The sequence below is a fragment of the Teichococcus globiformis genome, assembly GCF_042646265.1.
Classification (GTDB): Bacteria; Pseudomonadota; Alphaproteobacteria; order Acetobacterales; family Acetobacteraceae; genus Pseudoroseomonas; species Pseudoroseomonas globiformis.
Genome location: NZ_JBHRTN010000012.1, coordinates 19,136 through 31,350 on the forward strand (window position 1 = coordinate 19,136; position 12,215 = coordinate 31,350).

12 protein-coding genes are annotated in these 12,215 nt (G+C 67.1%); 7 read left to right on the forward strand and 5 right to left on the reverse strand.

Annotated features, from left to right (window positions below; genetic code table 11):
* Positions 1-68 precede the first annotated feature (68 nt).
* From ACFOD4_RS13200 to ACFOD4_RS13215, 4 genes are all read left to right on the forward strand, one after another.
* On the forward strand, positions 69-1,004 hold the full coding sequence (locus ACFOD4_RS13200; RefSeq protein ID WP_379597102.1) for a GlxA family transcriptional regulator: 936 nt from the start codon (positions 69-71) through the stop codon (positions 1,002-1,004).
* Positions 1,005-1,236: 232 nt separating this feature from the next.
* The gene (locus ACFOD4_RS13205) at positions 1,237-1,824 is read left to right on the forward strand and encodes a hypothetical protein (protein WP_379597103.1); all 588 of its coding nucleotides are present in this window, start codon (positions 1,237-1,239) and stop codon (positions 1,822-1,824) included.
* Between the two features lie 5 nt (positions 1,825-1,829).
* Positions 1,830-1,973, forward strand: a complete 144-nt coding sequence (locus ACFOD4_RS13210) for a hypothetical protein (protein WP_379597104.1) — start codon at positions 1,830-1,832, stop codon at positions 1,971-1,973.
* A 245-nt stretch (positions 1,974-2,218) separates the two neighbouring features.
* A complete protein-coding gene (locus tag ACFOD4_RS13215) occupies positions 2,219-2,668 on the forward strand; it encodes a GNAT family N-acetyltransferase (RefSeq protein ID WP_379597105.1) in 450 nt (149 codons plus the stop codon).
* A gap of 132 nt (positions 2,669-2,800) precedes the next feature.
* On the opposite strand, the gene ACFOD4_RS13220 is transcribed toward ACFOD4_RS13215, so the two are convergent.
* Entirely contained in the window at positions 2,801-2,992 is a 192-nt protein-coding gene (locus tag ACFOD4_RS13220; RefSeq protein ID WP_379597106.1) for an AbrB/MazE/SpoVT family DNA-binding domain-containing protein, read from the reverse strand.
* A 1,335-nt stretch (positions 2,993-4,327) separates the two neighbouring features.
* Here ACFOD4_RS13220 and panB point away from each other — a divergent pair.
* The 3 genes from panB to ACFOD4_RS13235 all read left to right on the forward strand — a co-directional run bounded on the left by panB (position 4,328) and on the right by ACFOD4_RS13235 (position 7,367).
* Positions 4,328-5,164 carry a 3-methyl-2-oxobutanoate hydroxymethyltransferase gene (gene panB / locus ACFOD4_RS13225; RefSeq protein WP_379597108.1) on the forward strand — a complete coding sequence of 279 codons (837 nt, stop codon included), beginning with the start codon at positions 4,328-4,330 and terminating at the stop codon, positions 5,162-5,164.
* 119 nt (positions 5,165-5,283) lie between these two features.
* A complete protein-coding gene (locus ACFOD4_RS13230; RefSeq protein WP_456316892.1) occupies positions 5,284-5,781 on the forward strand; it encodes a YaiI/YqxD family protein in 498 nt (165 codons plus the stop codon).
* Between the two features lie 347 nt (positions 5,782-6,128).
* The gene (locus ACFOD4_RS13235) at positions 6,129-7,367 is read left to right on the forward strand and encodes an MFS transporter (protein ID WP_379597112.1); all 1,239 of its coding nucleotides are present in this window, start codon (positions 6,129-6,131) and stop codon (positions 7,365-7,367) included.
* Between the two features lie 115 nt (positions 7,368-7,482).
* Here the strand turns inward: ACFOD4_RS13235 and ACFOD4_RS13240 are convergent, their stop codons facing one another.
* The 4 genes from ACFOD4_RS13240 to ACFOD4_RS13255 form a co-directional block, all read right to left on the reverse strand.
* A complete protein-coding gene (locus ACFOD4_RS13240; RefSeq protein WP_379597113.1) occupies positions 7,483-8,361 on the reverse strand; it encodes a type 1 glutamine amidotransferase in 879 nt (292 codons plus the stop codon).
* A 142-nt stretch (positions 8,362-8,503) separates the two neighbouring features.
* On the reverse strand, positions 8,504-10,678 hold the full coding sequence (locus ACFOD4_RS13245; protein WP_379597114.1) for a xanthine dehydrogenase family protein molybdopterin-binding subunit: 2,175 nt from the start codon (positions 10,676-10,678) through the stop codon (positions 8,504-8,506).
* Complete coding sequence (locus ACFOD4_RS13250) at positions 10,675-11,670, reverse strand: FAD binding domain-containing protein (protein WP_379597115.1); 996 nt, start codon at positions 11,668-11,670, stop codon at positions 10,675-10,677. Before ACFOD4_RS13250 ends, ACFOD4_RS13245 begins: the two co-directional genes overlap by 4 nt.
* 3 nt (positions 11,671-11,673) lie before the next feature.
* Positions 11,674-12,144: a (2Fe-2S)-binding protein gene (locus ACFOD4_RS13255; RefSeq protein ID WP_456316893.1), complete on the reverse strand. Its 471-nt coding sequence runs from the start codon at positions 12,142-12,144 to the stop codon at positions 11,674-11,676.
* Positions 12,145-12,215: the final 71 nt, after the last annotated feature.

The following is a 12,215-nucleotide window of genomic DNA, read 5'->3' on the forward strand; positions in this document are numbered from 1 at the left end:
GGATTAGAACTTCCGGCGCTTGTCCTGAATGTCGTATATGCCTCGTTTCAGGACAGAGGGCGTCTGCCATGCGCGTCGGCTTCGTGATTTTTCCCGGCTTCCAGATGATGAGCCTGGCTGCCGGATCGGTTTTCGAGTTCGCCAATCTGTGCGGGGGTCAGGAAGCCTACGAGCTGGCCACGGTGTCGGAGCGTGGCGGACCGGTCCGCAGCTCGACAGGCATAGCGGTGGACAGCATCCCCTTCGCCGGGGAGGCATTCGATACGGTGCTGGTGGGCGGCGGGGTGGAGCGGCCGCAGCCCAGCGAAGGGCTGCGCGCCTGGATCGCCAGCCGGCTGCCAGCCACCCGGCGTCTAGGTTCGATCTGCACCGGCGCCTTTGTGCTGGCAGAATCCGGTGTGCTGGACGGGCGCCGCGCCACCACCCACTGGCTGCTGGCGCGCGAGCTCGGGGAGCGTTTCCCGGCCATCCAGGTGGAGGAGGACCGGATCTTCATCATCGACGGCCCGGTCTGGAGTTCCGCCGGCATGACGGCGGGCGTCGATCTGGCGCTGGCGATGGTGGAGAAGGATCTTGGCAGCGACATCGCGCGCTCCGTGGCGCGTAAGCTGGTCATGTACCACCGGCGCGGCGGCGGGCAGACCCAACATTCGGAACTGCTGGAGATGACCGCCAAGTCCGATCGCATCGAGGCGGCGCTGACCTATGCGCGGCAGAATCTGACGGCCGAATTATCTGTGGAGGAGCTGGCCGGCGCCGCGGCTCTGAGCCCGCGCCAGTTCAGCCGCGCCTTCCGGACGGAGACCGGGCAATCGCCTGCCAAGGCGGTGGAGCAGCTTCGGCTGGAGGCGGCGCGGCTGATGCTGGAGCAGACGCGCCACCCCGTCGATGTCATCGCCCGAGAGAGCGGCTTCGCGGACCCGGAGCGTATGCGCCGCGCCTTTCTGCGCGCCTTCGGCCAGCCGCCTCAGGCGTTGAGGCGGTCAGGGCGCGCCGCGGCGTGAGCCGCCGGCAAGGCCCTTCGATTCCCTGTTCCCTGCGATCCTGGATGCCGCTCTCCGGAGCGGCACTCGCGAGCGAGTGCCTCTGCTTCGCCCGTATCAGCAGCGCCAGGCAGCAACAACGAAGTTCCAGCTTATGAACCTACCGAGTGTCTTAGCGATCGCGAAATGAACATTTCGTACCGTCATCCTTCCGCTCATCGTCGTGGCATCGGCATGCTCGTGGAGCAAAGTGATGGGCGTTACCAACCTCAAGATCGTCCAGCGGATCGGGCTCGGCTTTGGCGCCTTGCTGCCGGTAACGGCCATGGCCGCCGCCTTCGGATACGCGCAGCTCGGCGACGCCACGCTGGCCAGGCAGGCGCACGACGAGCTGTCCGGAGCGGCCACGCGACTGCGGGAGGCGGCGGCACAGCTGAGCACGGCGGCGCCATGGGGGGCAGCCACTCGCACGGAGGCGCAACTCGGTGCCTCCCAGGCCGCCTTCGACGAGGAGGTGAAGCGGACCCAGGCACTGACGACGACAGTCGATTCCCAACTTAATCCGACCGGTGCTCGTCTGCACGAACTCCTCGGTGCTGCGAGCAGCTCGAACGCAGACAGCCAGAACACGAGCGGCCGGGAACTCACCGCCGCCAACGAGAACGCCCGATGGCTGCTGCTGATGCTATCCACCGCGGCGGTCCTGCCCGGCGGGGTGGTAGCCTGGGCAATCGGCCGCTCCATCACTCACCCTGTTGTCTACATGACCGGCACGATGCAGATCCTCGAGGCCGGCAACACGGGGTGCCGGTGCCAGCCCTGGAGCGTGGTCACGAGCTAGGCGGCATGGCGCGAGCTGTGCAGGTCTTCAAGGACAACATGATCAGGGCTCAACAGCGCGCGGCCGATCAGGTCCGCGAACTCTCCCGCCAGTCGGAAAGCCTGGGCGCCGAGGTGAAGACCTTCCTGGCCGACGTCAGGTCGGCCTGATTGTGGCTGACCGGCCAGCGGCGTGGCCTTCCGCCGTGCAAGGCGATGCGGCTGGAATTCCACGCCACACTTCAATTCATCGGTCCCGACCCTGGCGCGTCATGGCTGAGCCTGCATGGTCCTGACCATGTCGGTCGCCCGCCCGCATCTTGGCCAAAAGCGGAGCAATGGCCTGGGAACGCAACTCCGCTGCGCGCCGGGGTTAACTGTGGCTGACCTGCCACGCACATGAACGGACCGCACGGGTGACGTCACGCTACGGTTTGGAGATCCGCGCTGCCACCGCCACCGAGGCAACTGGCCTCGCTGAACTGCTGGCGACGGCCGGTTACGCCATCGATGCACGTGATCTGGCAGAGCGGCTCGTGGCGTTGCGCCAGGCACCGGCGACGGCGCTGGTGGCACTGCAATGGGGGCCGCCCAGCGGCCTCGTGGTGATGCACTGGTATCCGACGCTCGAGGCGGCTCGCCCCAGGGCGCAGATCAGCACGTTGCTGGTCAGCGCCGAGGATCGCCGGCAAGGTATCGGCCGGCTGCTGGTCAAGGCAGCCGCACAGGCTGCGCGCGTTGCTGGCTGCGGTGAAATGGAGATCATGATGCCGCCGGATGCGTCGGCTCTGGGCGAATTCTGCCGAGCCACAGGATTCGCCGAAACCGGCTCCCGGTTCACTCGATCACTGCGCAAGCAGGGATAGCAGTGTATTCCAGCCTTCAGGCGCACGCGCTGATCAGCCTGCGTCCATCCCGCTGCCGCTGCCGCAACCCCTGATCTGGCCCGATCAGCGCGGCAGTCGGGAAGTAGCTGCGGTACCGTGCTGCATCCCGCGTTAGTAGGGGAAGTTTTGCCCTGCGGCCCCGCGCAACCGCTCAAAGCGGCTGTACGGACGTGGCGCCGAATCGGCCCGGGCGAGCAGAACCTGACCCTCAGGCGTCAGGCGGAACTCGACCGCGCTGCCAGTCGTAATGCCCAGGAGATCACGCACCGGCTTCGGGATCGTGACCTCGCCTTTGCTGGTCACAGTGTTGGCCTGGGCTGCCTCCGGTAATACCTGTCAGTCAGAAGGTATGACCTAGAGGTCTCAGGCTACTGCCAAGGATGTTCTGATGTCCGCGATAGGGAGCTGACGGCGGCCTTCCGCTCACACAAAGATCGGGTTCTTCAGGAACTCCCAGAAGCTCTCTTCCTCCTCCGCCGCGTCGGTGGCGTACCCCAGCGCCATGTCCAATGGCCCTACGGAATAGCCACAAGCTCTGCGGCGACAAGATCTAGGTAAAAGCATCGCCCTAAACCCTGTTGGCGAAATCGTCCTACCCTCAAGGTCCGAGACTCTCCGCCGTCCAGAGAGCAAAACGCGCCCTCCTTCCTGCCGCGTACCATCAAGGTCGGCTCGAGAAGTGTGGGAAATTCTGCAAGCTTGTAGAGTTCCCTCAGCGGGGAAGACTATTCGTGGGAGTACCGACTGGAGCCCCAGGAAGGGCTCGAACGCTCACCCTCTACCAGCTTCCTAAGCCGCTGAACTGAAAGGAACTTAATCTTGGGTCAAGACGACCAGGACCCAAGGTCTGGAAAGCCTCCGCCGCTCAGAGAGAGAATTCTGCCTCTTCCGCCTCTCGACACCCCAAGGCTACCGCGCGAACCCACGTGGAACCCGGGCTTCGAGGCGCCTGCAGCAGCCTAGAAAGCGATATCTCAGGAAGGAAATGGTGTCCGCGGCGGGATTCGAACCCACGGCCCCAGGATTCATCCCACTTCGGCTTTCGCCGCCGCCCGGAGGCGTTCGTGGTCTGGACTGTCCCTTCACCCTAGGCCGAGGCCCGTAGGTGCCGCCCGTCCAGTCTCTACACCTTCCCCGCCGGAGGAGGGGCTTGGCTCGGGATCGGCAAGGCGACCAGCGCGCCGTAGCTTTCCCCGACTTTGAGCGGATCCGTTGCGCCGTTTCCGAACGCAACGCCCAATCGAAACAAGGAATCCTGTGCTCTATCCAGCTGAGCTACGCAGACATTGCAGCTCCGAGTATAGCGGCGCACCGCCCTCTTGGAAACCACCTCCTTTGCTCCCAGTCCAACCTGGGGGGAGCAGCAGGTGACAGGTTGCGCCTGCCCCTCAAGATCGCCTGCCGCCGGACCGTCACCGAGCTTCCGGGTCAGACGGGGTCACCCCGCCTGCTCGCATACCTGATTGCGACGCACCAACCTGGGCAGAGCAGTCTCTTCTCAGCCAGCCGCCAAGGTGACGGTGCGAAAGCCGGCAGGCTGTGCCAAGAGCTGGGCCGGGCGCCGCAGGTGTTCGGATGCGCCAGCCGTCTCCCCCCCGGCCGGAGCCCGGATGCGGCAGGAATGAGGAGGAACGATTCATGAGCACACCCGTTCGCGGCAGGCGGTTGAGCACCCCGGCGATCCGGAGGCGGAAGGGCGGGGCCGCGCTTGTTTGCCTGACCGCCTACACCACGCCGATGGCCCGTTTTCTCGATCCGCATGTGGACCTTCTTCTGGTGGGGGACTCCCTTGGAATGGTGCTGTATGGCTTCGACAGCACCTTGCCTGTGACGCTTGACATGATGATCAATCATGGCGCCGCTGTGGTCAGGGGCAGCGACACCGCCTGCGTCCTCGTCGACATGCCCTTCGGCAGCTACCAGGAGAGCCCCGAACAAGCCTTCCGGAACGCGGCCCGCATCATGGCCGAAACCGGAGCATCCGGCGTGAAGCTAGAAGGCGGCGAGGAGATGGCGCCAACCATCCGCTTCCTTGCGCAGCGCGGCATCCCTGTGTGCGGGCATGTGGGTCTGATGCCCCAGGCGGTGCATGTGGCCGGCGGGTTCCGGGCTACCGGACGCTCGGAAGAAGAAGCGGCGCAAATTGCCGCAGATGCTCGCGCCGTTGCCGAGGCCGGTGCCTTCGCCATTGTTCTCGAGGGCACATTGGAGCCTGTGGCGGCAGCAATCACGGCGGAACTGCCCATTCCCGTCATTGGCATCGGGGCCTCAGCCGCCTGCGACGGGCAGATCCTGGTCACGGAGGATGTGGTCGGGCTGTTCAGCGACTTCACCCCGCGCTTTGTCCGCCGGTATGCCGAGTTGGGAGGGATGATCGCCGAGGCCGCCGCGGCCTATGCCGACGATGTTCGCGGGCGGCGATTTCCGGGCCCCGAACACTGCTTCCACGCACCCGGCCGGAAAGAAGCGCGATGATGCTGTCCTGTTTCCCTCGCCGGCGCCCGTTCGGACCAGGCCTGGAGAATGGCCGATCGTCCATGGTGCCCATCGCCTCTGGCTCGGCTTAGATTGCGGCGATGGACAAAGCCACAACACTGCCCGAAATCTTTATTGACGCCGATGCGTGCCCGGTTCGCGATGAGGTCTTCCACGTTGCCGAGCGCCTCGGGCTCGACGTCCAGGTCGTTTCCAACGGTTCCCGCGGCATCAGGCTACCGGACGCCCCCTGGATCAAGCGGGTGATCGTCGAGGCCGGAGCGGACGTGGCGGATGATTGGATCGTGGCGACCATTCGCCGCCATGATCTTTGCGTCACGGCAGACATTCCCCTGGCCTCCCGTTGTCTGGAGAAGGGTGCCCGGGCGCTTTCGCCAAAGGGAAGGCCGTGGACGGCCGAGAATATTGGCGGTGCGCTGGCGGGCCGCGAAGTTGCGCAGCACCTGCGTGAGATTGGCATGGTCACGCGGGGCCCGGCACCGATGCAGGGTGCCGACCGGGGACGGTTCCTTTCGGCCCTGGAAACGGAGTTGCAGGCCTCCATCAGGGCCATTCAGACGCCGGAGGTCAGGCTCTGGCGCCCTATCGAATGGTGAGCATGCGGATGCCCTGGGGGGCGTGGGAACCGGCAGGCCGGCGCATTCTCGCACGCAGCGTTTCCACGTCCGGCAACTTCGCGCCCTGTGGCCCGGGCTTGCCGAACCGTTCGCAGCCGAGCGCAATGGGCGTCCAGTGAGCGGGCGCCTCCCCATCCTGCCTGATGTTCCTTGCGGTCAGCAATTCCGGCCGTCAGCACCGGATCCTGTGCCCGGCCGGGGGACGGCGTCGCTGCGGCGCGGCGTTTGGCCGAAGATGATGCGACGCTCACGCATGGCCGCGATGACTTGCTGCGCCGGGTTCCCGGCCGGACAACACCGAATGATGTTCAAAGGGAATGGCCGCTGTGGCTGATCAGACCGGAACCCCGCTTCCACCCATAGACCGTGACGCTGTCACCCCCGCCGCCTGGAAGGCGCTTTGGGGCTCCGCCCTCGGCTATGCCATGGACGGCTTCGACCTGCTCATCCTCGGCTTCATGCTGCGGGCCATCTCGGCCGATCTCGGCCTCAGCCCGGCAGAAGCCGCCTCGCTGGTGACGGCGACGCTGGTGGGTGCGGTAATCGGCGGCGTGGGCTTCGGCATGCTCTCCGACCGGCTTGGCCGGGTCCGCGTGCTGACTTGGACCATCGTCCTCTTCGCCGTCTTCACCGGCATGTGCGCACTGGCCCAGGGGTATTGGGACCTGCTGCTCTACCGCACCATCGCCGGCATCGGGCTGGGCGGCGAGTTCGGCATCGGCATGGCGCTGGTTGCCGAAGCCTGGCCGGCCTCCAAGCGCGCCCGCGCTTCCTCTTATGTGGGGATCGGCTGGCAGGTGGGCGTGCTCGGCGCCGCCTTGCTTACCCCCTTGCTGCTGCCGGAGATCGGCTGGCGCGGCATGTTCGTCATCGGACTTTTTCCGGCGGTGGCAGCCTATTTCATCCGCAAGAATCTGCATGAGCCCGAGGTGTTCGTGCGAAAGAGCGCCGGCGCGGCCGGGCCATCCCCGCTGCGTCTGCTGGTCGCCGATCGCCGCACCACCCGCATCAGCCTGGGCATGGTGATCCTCTGCGGCGTACAGAACTTCGGCTACTACGGGGTCATGATCTGGCTGCCGAACTACCTGTCCACGCGCTTCGGGTTCGGCCTGACCCAATCCGCCACCTGGACGGCGGTGACGATCCTCGGCATGGCCATCGGCATCTACGCCTTCGGCCAGGTCGCCGACCGCGTGGGCCGCAAGCCTGCCTTTTTCGGCTGGATGCTGGGGGCTGCCATTATGGTGGTGGTTTATGCCCAGCTGACGGATGCGACGGCCCTGCTGATCGCCGGCGCGGTGATGGGCTTCTTTGTTAACGGCATGCTGGGCGGCTACGGCGCCTTGATGAGCGAACTCTACCCGACGGCCGCCCGCGCCACGGCGCAGAACGTGCTCTTCAACATCGGGCGGGCCATTGGCGGCTTCGGGCCCGTGGTGGTGGGTGCCATTGCAATCGCATATGGCTTCCAGACCGCCATCGCCCTTCTCGCATTGCTTTACCTGCTCGACATTCTGGCCATGTGGCTGCTGATCCCGGAGAAGAAGGGGGAGGAGCTGGCATGATCACCCTCCTGATGGCCGCCTGACCGGCAAGGTTTGAAGCGGCGGAAGGCTTCGGATGCGGCGGTTTCCTCGCCGCTTCCTCCAGGATGTGCAGCCCGGTCCGGGACCGGTGCCTTCAGCGTGGCTGAGCGCCGCTGCGCCTGGCACGGCGCGGCTCCGCGAGATGTTCGATGAAGCGACGCAGCTCCGTTTGCCGCAGAACGGTGTCGGTGACCTGCCGGTCCAGGCCGAGCTGCCAGGCCAGATCCCGGCGGGCTGGCTCCTGCGCCAGCTGTTCCAGCTGCATGACGTGACGATCAACCGCCGCGGCATCCTGCGCCAGACCGTTCTTGACCAGGCTGTCGGATTGGCGGCGCAGGGCCTGGGCCACCTCGTGGAGGGTGAGCTCAGGGTGATACTGCACGCCCCAGAAGACGCCCTCGCCGAAGCGGATCTCGGCGGCCTGGACCTGCGTTGCGCCGCTGGTCGCCAGCAGGGTGGCTCCCGGCGGAAGCCGCTTGACCTCGTCCGAGTGGATGGCCGGAGCATCATAGGACGGGGGGCGCCCGCTCAACAGGGGGTGCGCGCGCCCCTCAGCCGTGGGCGTGATCCGTCGGGCAAAGCCCGCTTCCTCGCCGTGCGCATGGGGACCGACCTGACCACCCGCCGCGGCCACTGCGACCTGCAATCCCGCGCAGGAGCCGAAGGCTGGTGTGCCCACCGCGAACACGGCGCGCATGAAGGCCAGGAGGCGACCGGTTTCCGGCGTGTCCTCGTACACATGCAGGGGAGAGCCGCAAAGAAAGATGGCGTCATATCCGCGGAGTGCGTCAGGGTCCGGCAACGCGTCATCCTCCTCGGCCGGCTTCACCTGATCGCAATGCGCGTCGGGCGCGATGCTCCGCAGAATGGCGGCATAGGTTTCTCCCGAGCTGCGGCCGACGCTTTGGCGGCGAGCCTCCCGGTCCTCCGGCGCCTCGCTCTCGGCGATCAGGAAGCGAAATGGGTGAGGCATGGAGGGTCCCGCTGGGTGACATGAAGGATGAAAGGTCAGGCCTTGCCAGAGGTGGCGCTGGCTTGAGTTCCATCAAGGCACTCATCGGGGACTCGTCCGGGACCATCTTCCTTCGCCGGGCCGCCCGCCTCCGGCCATCGCGCTAAAGCAGGTGCTCCGCCCGCATCGGCAGTTCGCGCAGGCGCCGCCCCGTTGCATGGAAGACGGCATTGCCGATGGCTGCCGCCACCCCGACCATGACCACCTCGCCGATGCCTTTCACGCCGGTCGCGTTCAGCAGCGGATCGGGGCGGTTGATGAAGCCCACCTCGATCCGGCCGATATCGGCGTTCACCGGCACCACGTATTCGGCAAGGTCGTTGTTGAGCGCTCCGCCAAAGCGCGGGTCGGTCTCGCCCGCCTCGCGCAGTGACGCGCCCAGACCCCACACCACGCCGCCACGCACCTGGCTTTCTGCCGTGCGGGGGCTGACCACCCGGCCGCAATCGATGATGCTGACGACGCGCGGCACCCGGATGCGCCGCGTCGTCGGCTCCACATGCACCTCCACGAAATGTGCGGCATAGCTGAAGGACAGGAAGTTCGGGTGCTCGGGCCCGGCCGGTGCGGGCAGTCCGCCCGCCAGGCGGCCGAAGACGGCGTCGGGCTGGCCCGGTGCCCGGCTGCTCGCCTCCACCTCGATGGAAGGCCGTTTGAGGCTCGCAAGGCCCTGGTGCAAGGTGCCTGTCAAAGTCCGTCCGTTGCGCAACTCGTCATAGCGCTGCTGCAGCAAGTCCGCGGCGGCACAGACAGCAGGGATGGTGCTTGCCGTCCCCCAGGAACCGGCGGTGAGGTGCTGCGGGGCTGCATCGGGATCGCCGATCAGGATCTCAACGCGTTCCGGGTCCACCGCCAGCCGCTCCACCAACGCGTTCAGAATGGCGGTGCGGATGCCCTGGCCCATCTCGTGCCCGCTAACCGCGATCCGCGTGGTGCCGTTGGCACTGACCCTCAGCCGGGCCGTTGCCGGCGACGACGCCGCCTTGTAGGCGCCCGTGGCCACGCCCAGCCCGATCAACGTGCCGTCCGGCCCCCGCATCGAGCCCGGTTCCGGGCTGCGGCGATCCCAGCCGAAGCGCCTGGCGCCGTCACGCAGGCACTCGACCAGGAAGCGGGAAGAAAACGGTTTACCCGTCACCGGGTCGCGCGCGGCGTCATTCGCCAGACGAAAGGCCAGTGGATCCTGGCCGGCGACATGGGCCAGCTCGTCCACCGCGCTCTCGAAAGCGAACACCGCCTCGTGGTCGAAGGGGGAACGCATGTAGCCGACGCAGGCCGTGTCGCAGCGAACCAGTTGCTCGGAGGCGGAGAAGTTGGCGATGTCGTAGAGCCGTGCCGGCACCGTGGCGAAATTGGCGTTCAACGTGTCGGCGCGATTGTTCTGTTGCCGCGATTGCAGGGTCGCGGCGACGATCCGGCCCTGGGCGTCGGCACCGAGCCTCACGGTGTGGCGGGACGCCGGACGCAGCGGCGCCGTGAAGAAGATCTGCGCCCGCGGCAGCACCAGCTTCACCGGACGGTTCAGCATCATGCTGGCCCGCGCTGCCAGAACGGTTTGCGGTTGCATCGAGTTCTTTTGCCCGAATCCGCCGCCGGTGAAGGCGCTGTTCACCCGGATCCGGCTCGGATCGAGCCCCAGCGCGGCAGCGAGGCCATGCTTGATGGCGCCGGAATTCTGCGTGCCCTCATGGATCGTCAGCCGACCGTCTTGCCAATCGGCGGTGGTCGAGATCAGCTCCATCGGGTTGTGGTGGGCAGATGGACAGTGAAAACTGCCTTCGACGCGGAAAGCGGCAGCTGCCAGCGCTGCCTCCGCATCCCCGATCTTCACCGTGTCGCGCGGCGCGGTGACTTCGGCATCAGGGGAATCCGGCGTCGCTGCGAAGGGCTCCGTGTCGTACCGGAGGCGCACCAGGCCGGCAGCCTCGACGGCCGTTTCCAGGGTTTCCGCCACCACCAGCGCTACCGGCTCGCCGCGATAAGCGATACGGTCGGACAGCATGGGCTGATGGCTGTGGGTGCCGTATCCGCCGCCGAGCACGTAGCCTGCGCTTGTCACGCCGGCGAAGTCCGCGTGCGTCAGCACCGCCAGCACGCTTGGCAGGACGCGTGCAGGCCCGGTCTCGATGGCAGTGACGCGCCCCCGTGCGATGGCGGACGGCACCGTCATCGCATGCGTCATGCGCGGCAAAGGCACATCGGCGGAGTAAAGGGTAGCGCCGCGCACCATGTCGCGCGCGGCAACGCGGGCGCGATCGGGAAAAGCTGTTTCGCTCATGGCATGCCGCTCCGCGAGGCTGCGATCAGAAGGGCGTCGGCCACCGTTCGCGCGCCCAGTTCCATCTTGAAGCCGTTGTGCCGGCCCGGCTGCGCCCCGGTGAAGGCCAGGCGCCCCGCCTCGGCCGCAAGGGCGGCATCCATGCGACGGCCGATCAGCGCTGCCTCGGCCTCCGGTACGCGCCAGGGCCGCGTGGCGACGCCGCCCAGCGCGATCCGCGCCTGCCGCACCACACCCCCGTCGAGATCAAGTGCCACGGCGGCGGACACCAGCGCGAAGGCATAGGATTCCCGGTCGCGGATCTTGTGGTAAGTCGAGGCCTCGCCGAGCCGCCCCAGCGGAACTCGGATACGCTGGATCATCTCACCGGGTTGCAGCACGGTTTCCCGCTCCGGCGCGTCCCCGGGCAGCCGGTGCAGGCTGGAAACCGGCAGGCTGCGCGAACCGCCCGGCCCCAGCAGGTCCAGCGCCGCATCCATGGCCACCAGGGCTACCGCCCAGTCGCCAGGATACACGGCGATGCAGGCTTCGCTTCCGCCGAACAAGGCGTGGCCACGGTCCAGGCCCTCCTGCGCCGCGCAGCCGCTGCCGGGCACGCGCTTGTTGCAGGGATAGTCCGGGCCGTTGCGGAAGTATGCGCAGCGTGTCCGCTGCAGCAGGTTGCCGCCCAGAGTCGCCATGTTGCGCAACTGCTGCGAGGCCGCCCTGTTCAGCGACTCCGCCAGCACCGGGCAGCGCCGCAGGACCTCGGGATGCGCGGCGGCGTCGCTCATCCGCGCCAGCGCGCCGAAGACCAGCTGCCCCTCCGTGACCTGGATGCCGTCGAGGCCCGGAATGGCAGTGATGTCCAGCAACGTGGCTGGCGCTTCCAGGCCCAGCTTCATCAGGTCGTAGATCGTCGTGCCGCCCGCCAGAATGCGCGTCCGGCTGTCAGCCAGCGCGGCGGGCACGGCCTCCGCCGACGGGGCGATGACGTAAGTGAAGGGCTGCATCGCTCAGCCCCCTTCCATCTGCGCCGCGGCGTCCTGTATGGCCGCCACAATCCCGGCATAGGCGCCGCAGCGACAGATGTTGCCGCTCATGAATTCTTGGATCTGCTCGGCGCTGGTGGCGTGCCCCTCTTGCACGCAGGCCACAGCCGCCATGATCTGCCCCGGCGTGCAATAGCCGCATTGCAGCGCGTCATGGTCGATGAACGCCTGCTGCATGGGATGCAGTGAGCCTTCCGGAAGCGCGAGCCCTTCAATGGTGAGCACCTCGCGGCCTTGCATCTTGGCGGCGAGGGTCAGGCAGGACACCACGCGTCGCCCGTCAACATGCACGGTGCAGGCACCGCATTGCCCGTGGTCGCAGCCCTTCTTGGCGCCGGTGAGGTGAAGCCCTTCCCGCAACAGGTCCAGCAACGAGGTCCTGGGATCGATGCTGGCGTCCACCTGCTGGCCATTGACCTGCAGGCTGAGCGGCAAGGTCGCACCGGCTGCGGGGACGGGGGCAGGTTGCGCCTCGGCCGATCCGCCGAGCGGCAGGCTGGCCGTGA

Coding starts and splice junctions, on each gene's coding strand:
- ACFOD4_RS13200 (WP_379597102.1), top strand. CDS start 69: ATGCGCGTCGGCTTCGTGATTTTTCCCGGCTTCCAGATGATGAGCCTG.
- ACFOD4_RS13240 (WP_379597113.1), bottom strand. CDS start 8,361: ATGCCTCACCCATTTCGCTTCCTGATCGCCGAGAGCGAGGCGCCGGAG.
- ACFOD4_RS13205 (WP_379597103.1), top strand. CDS start 1,237: ATGGGCGTTACCAACCTCAAGATCGTCCAGCGGATCGGGCTCGGCTTT.
- ACFOD4_RS13210 (WP_379597104.1), top strand. CDS start 1,830: ATGGCGCGAGCTGTGCAGGTCTTCAAGGACAACATGATCAGGGCTCAA.
- ACFOD4_RS13250 (WP_379597115.1), bottom strand. CDS start 11,670: ATGCAGCCCTTCACTTACGTCATCGCCCCGTCGGCGGAGGCCGTGCCC.
- ACFOD4_RS13245 (WP_379597114.1), bottom strand. CDS start 10,678: ATGAGCGAAACAGCTTTTCCCGATCGCGCCCGCGTTGCCGCGCGCGAC.
- panB (WP_379597108.1), top strand. CDS start 4,328: ATGAGCACACCCGTTCGCGGCAGGCGGTTGAGCACCCCGGCGATCCGG.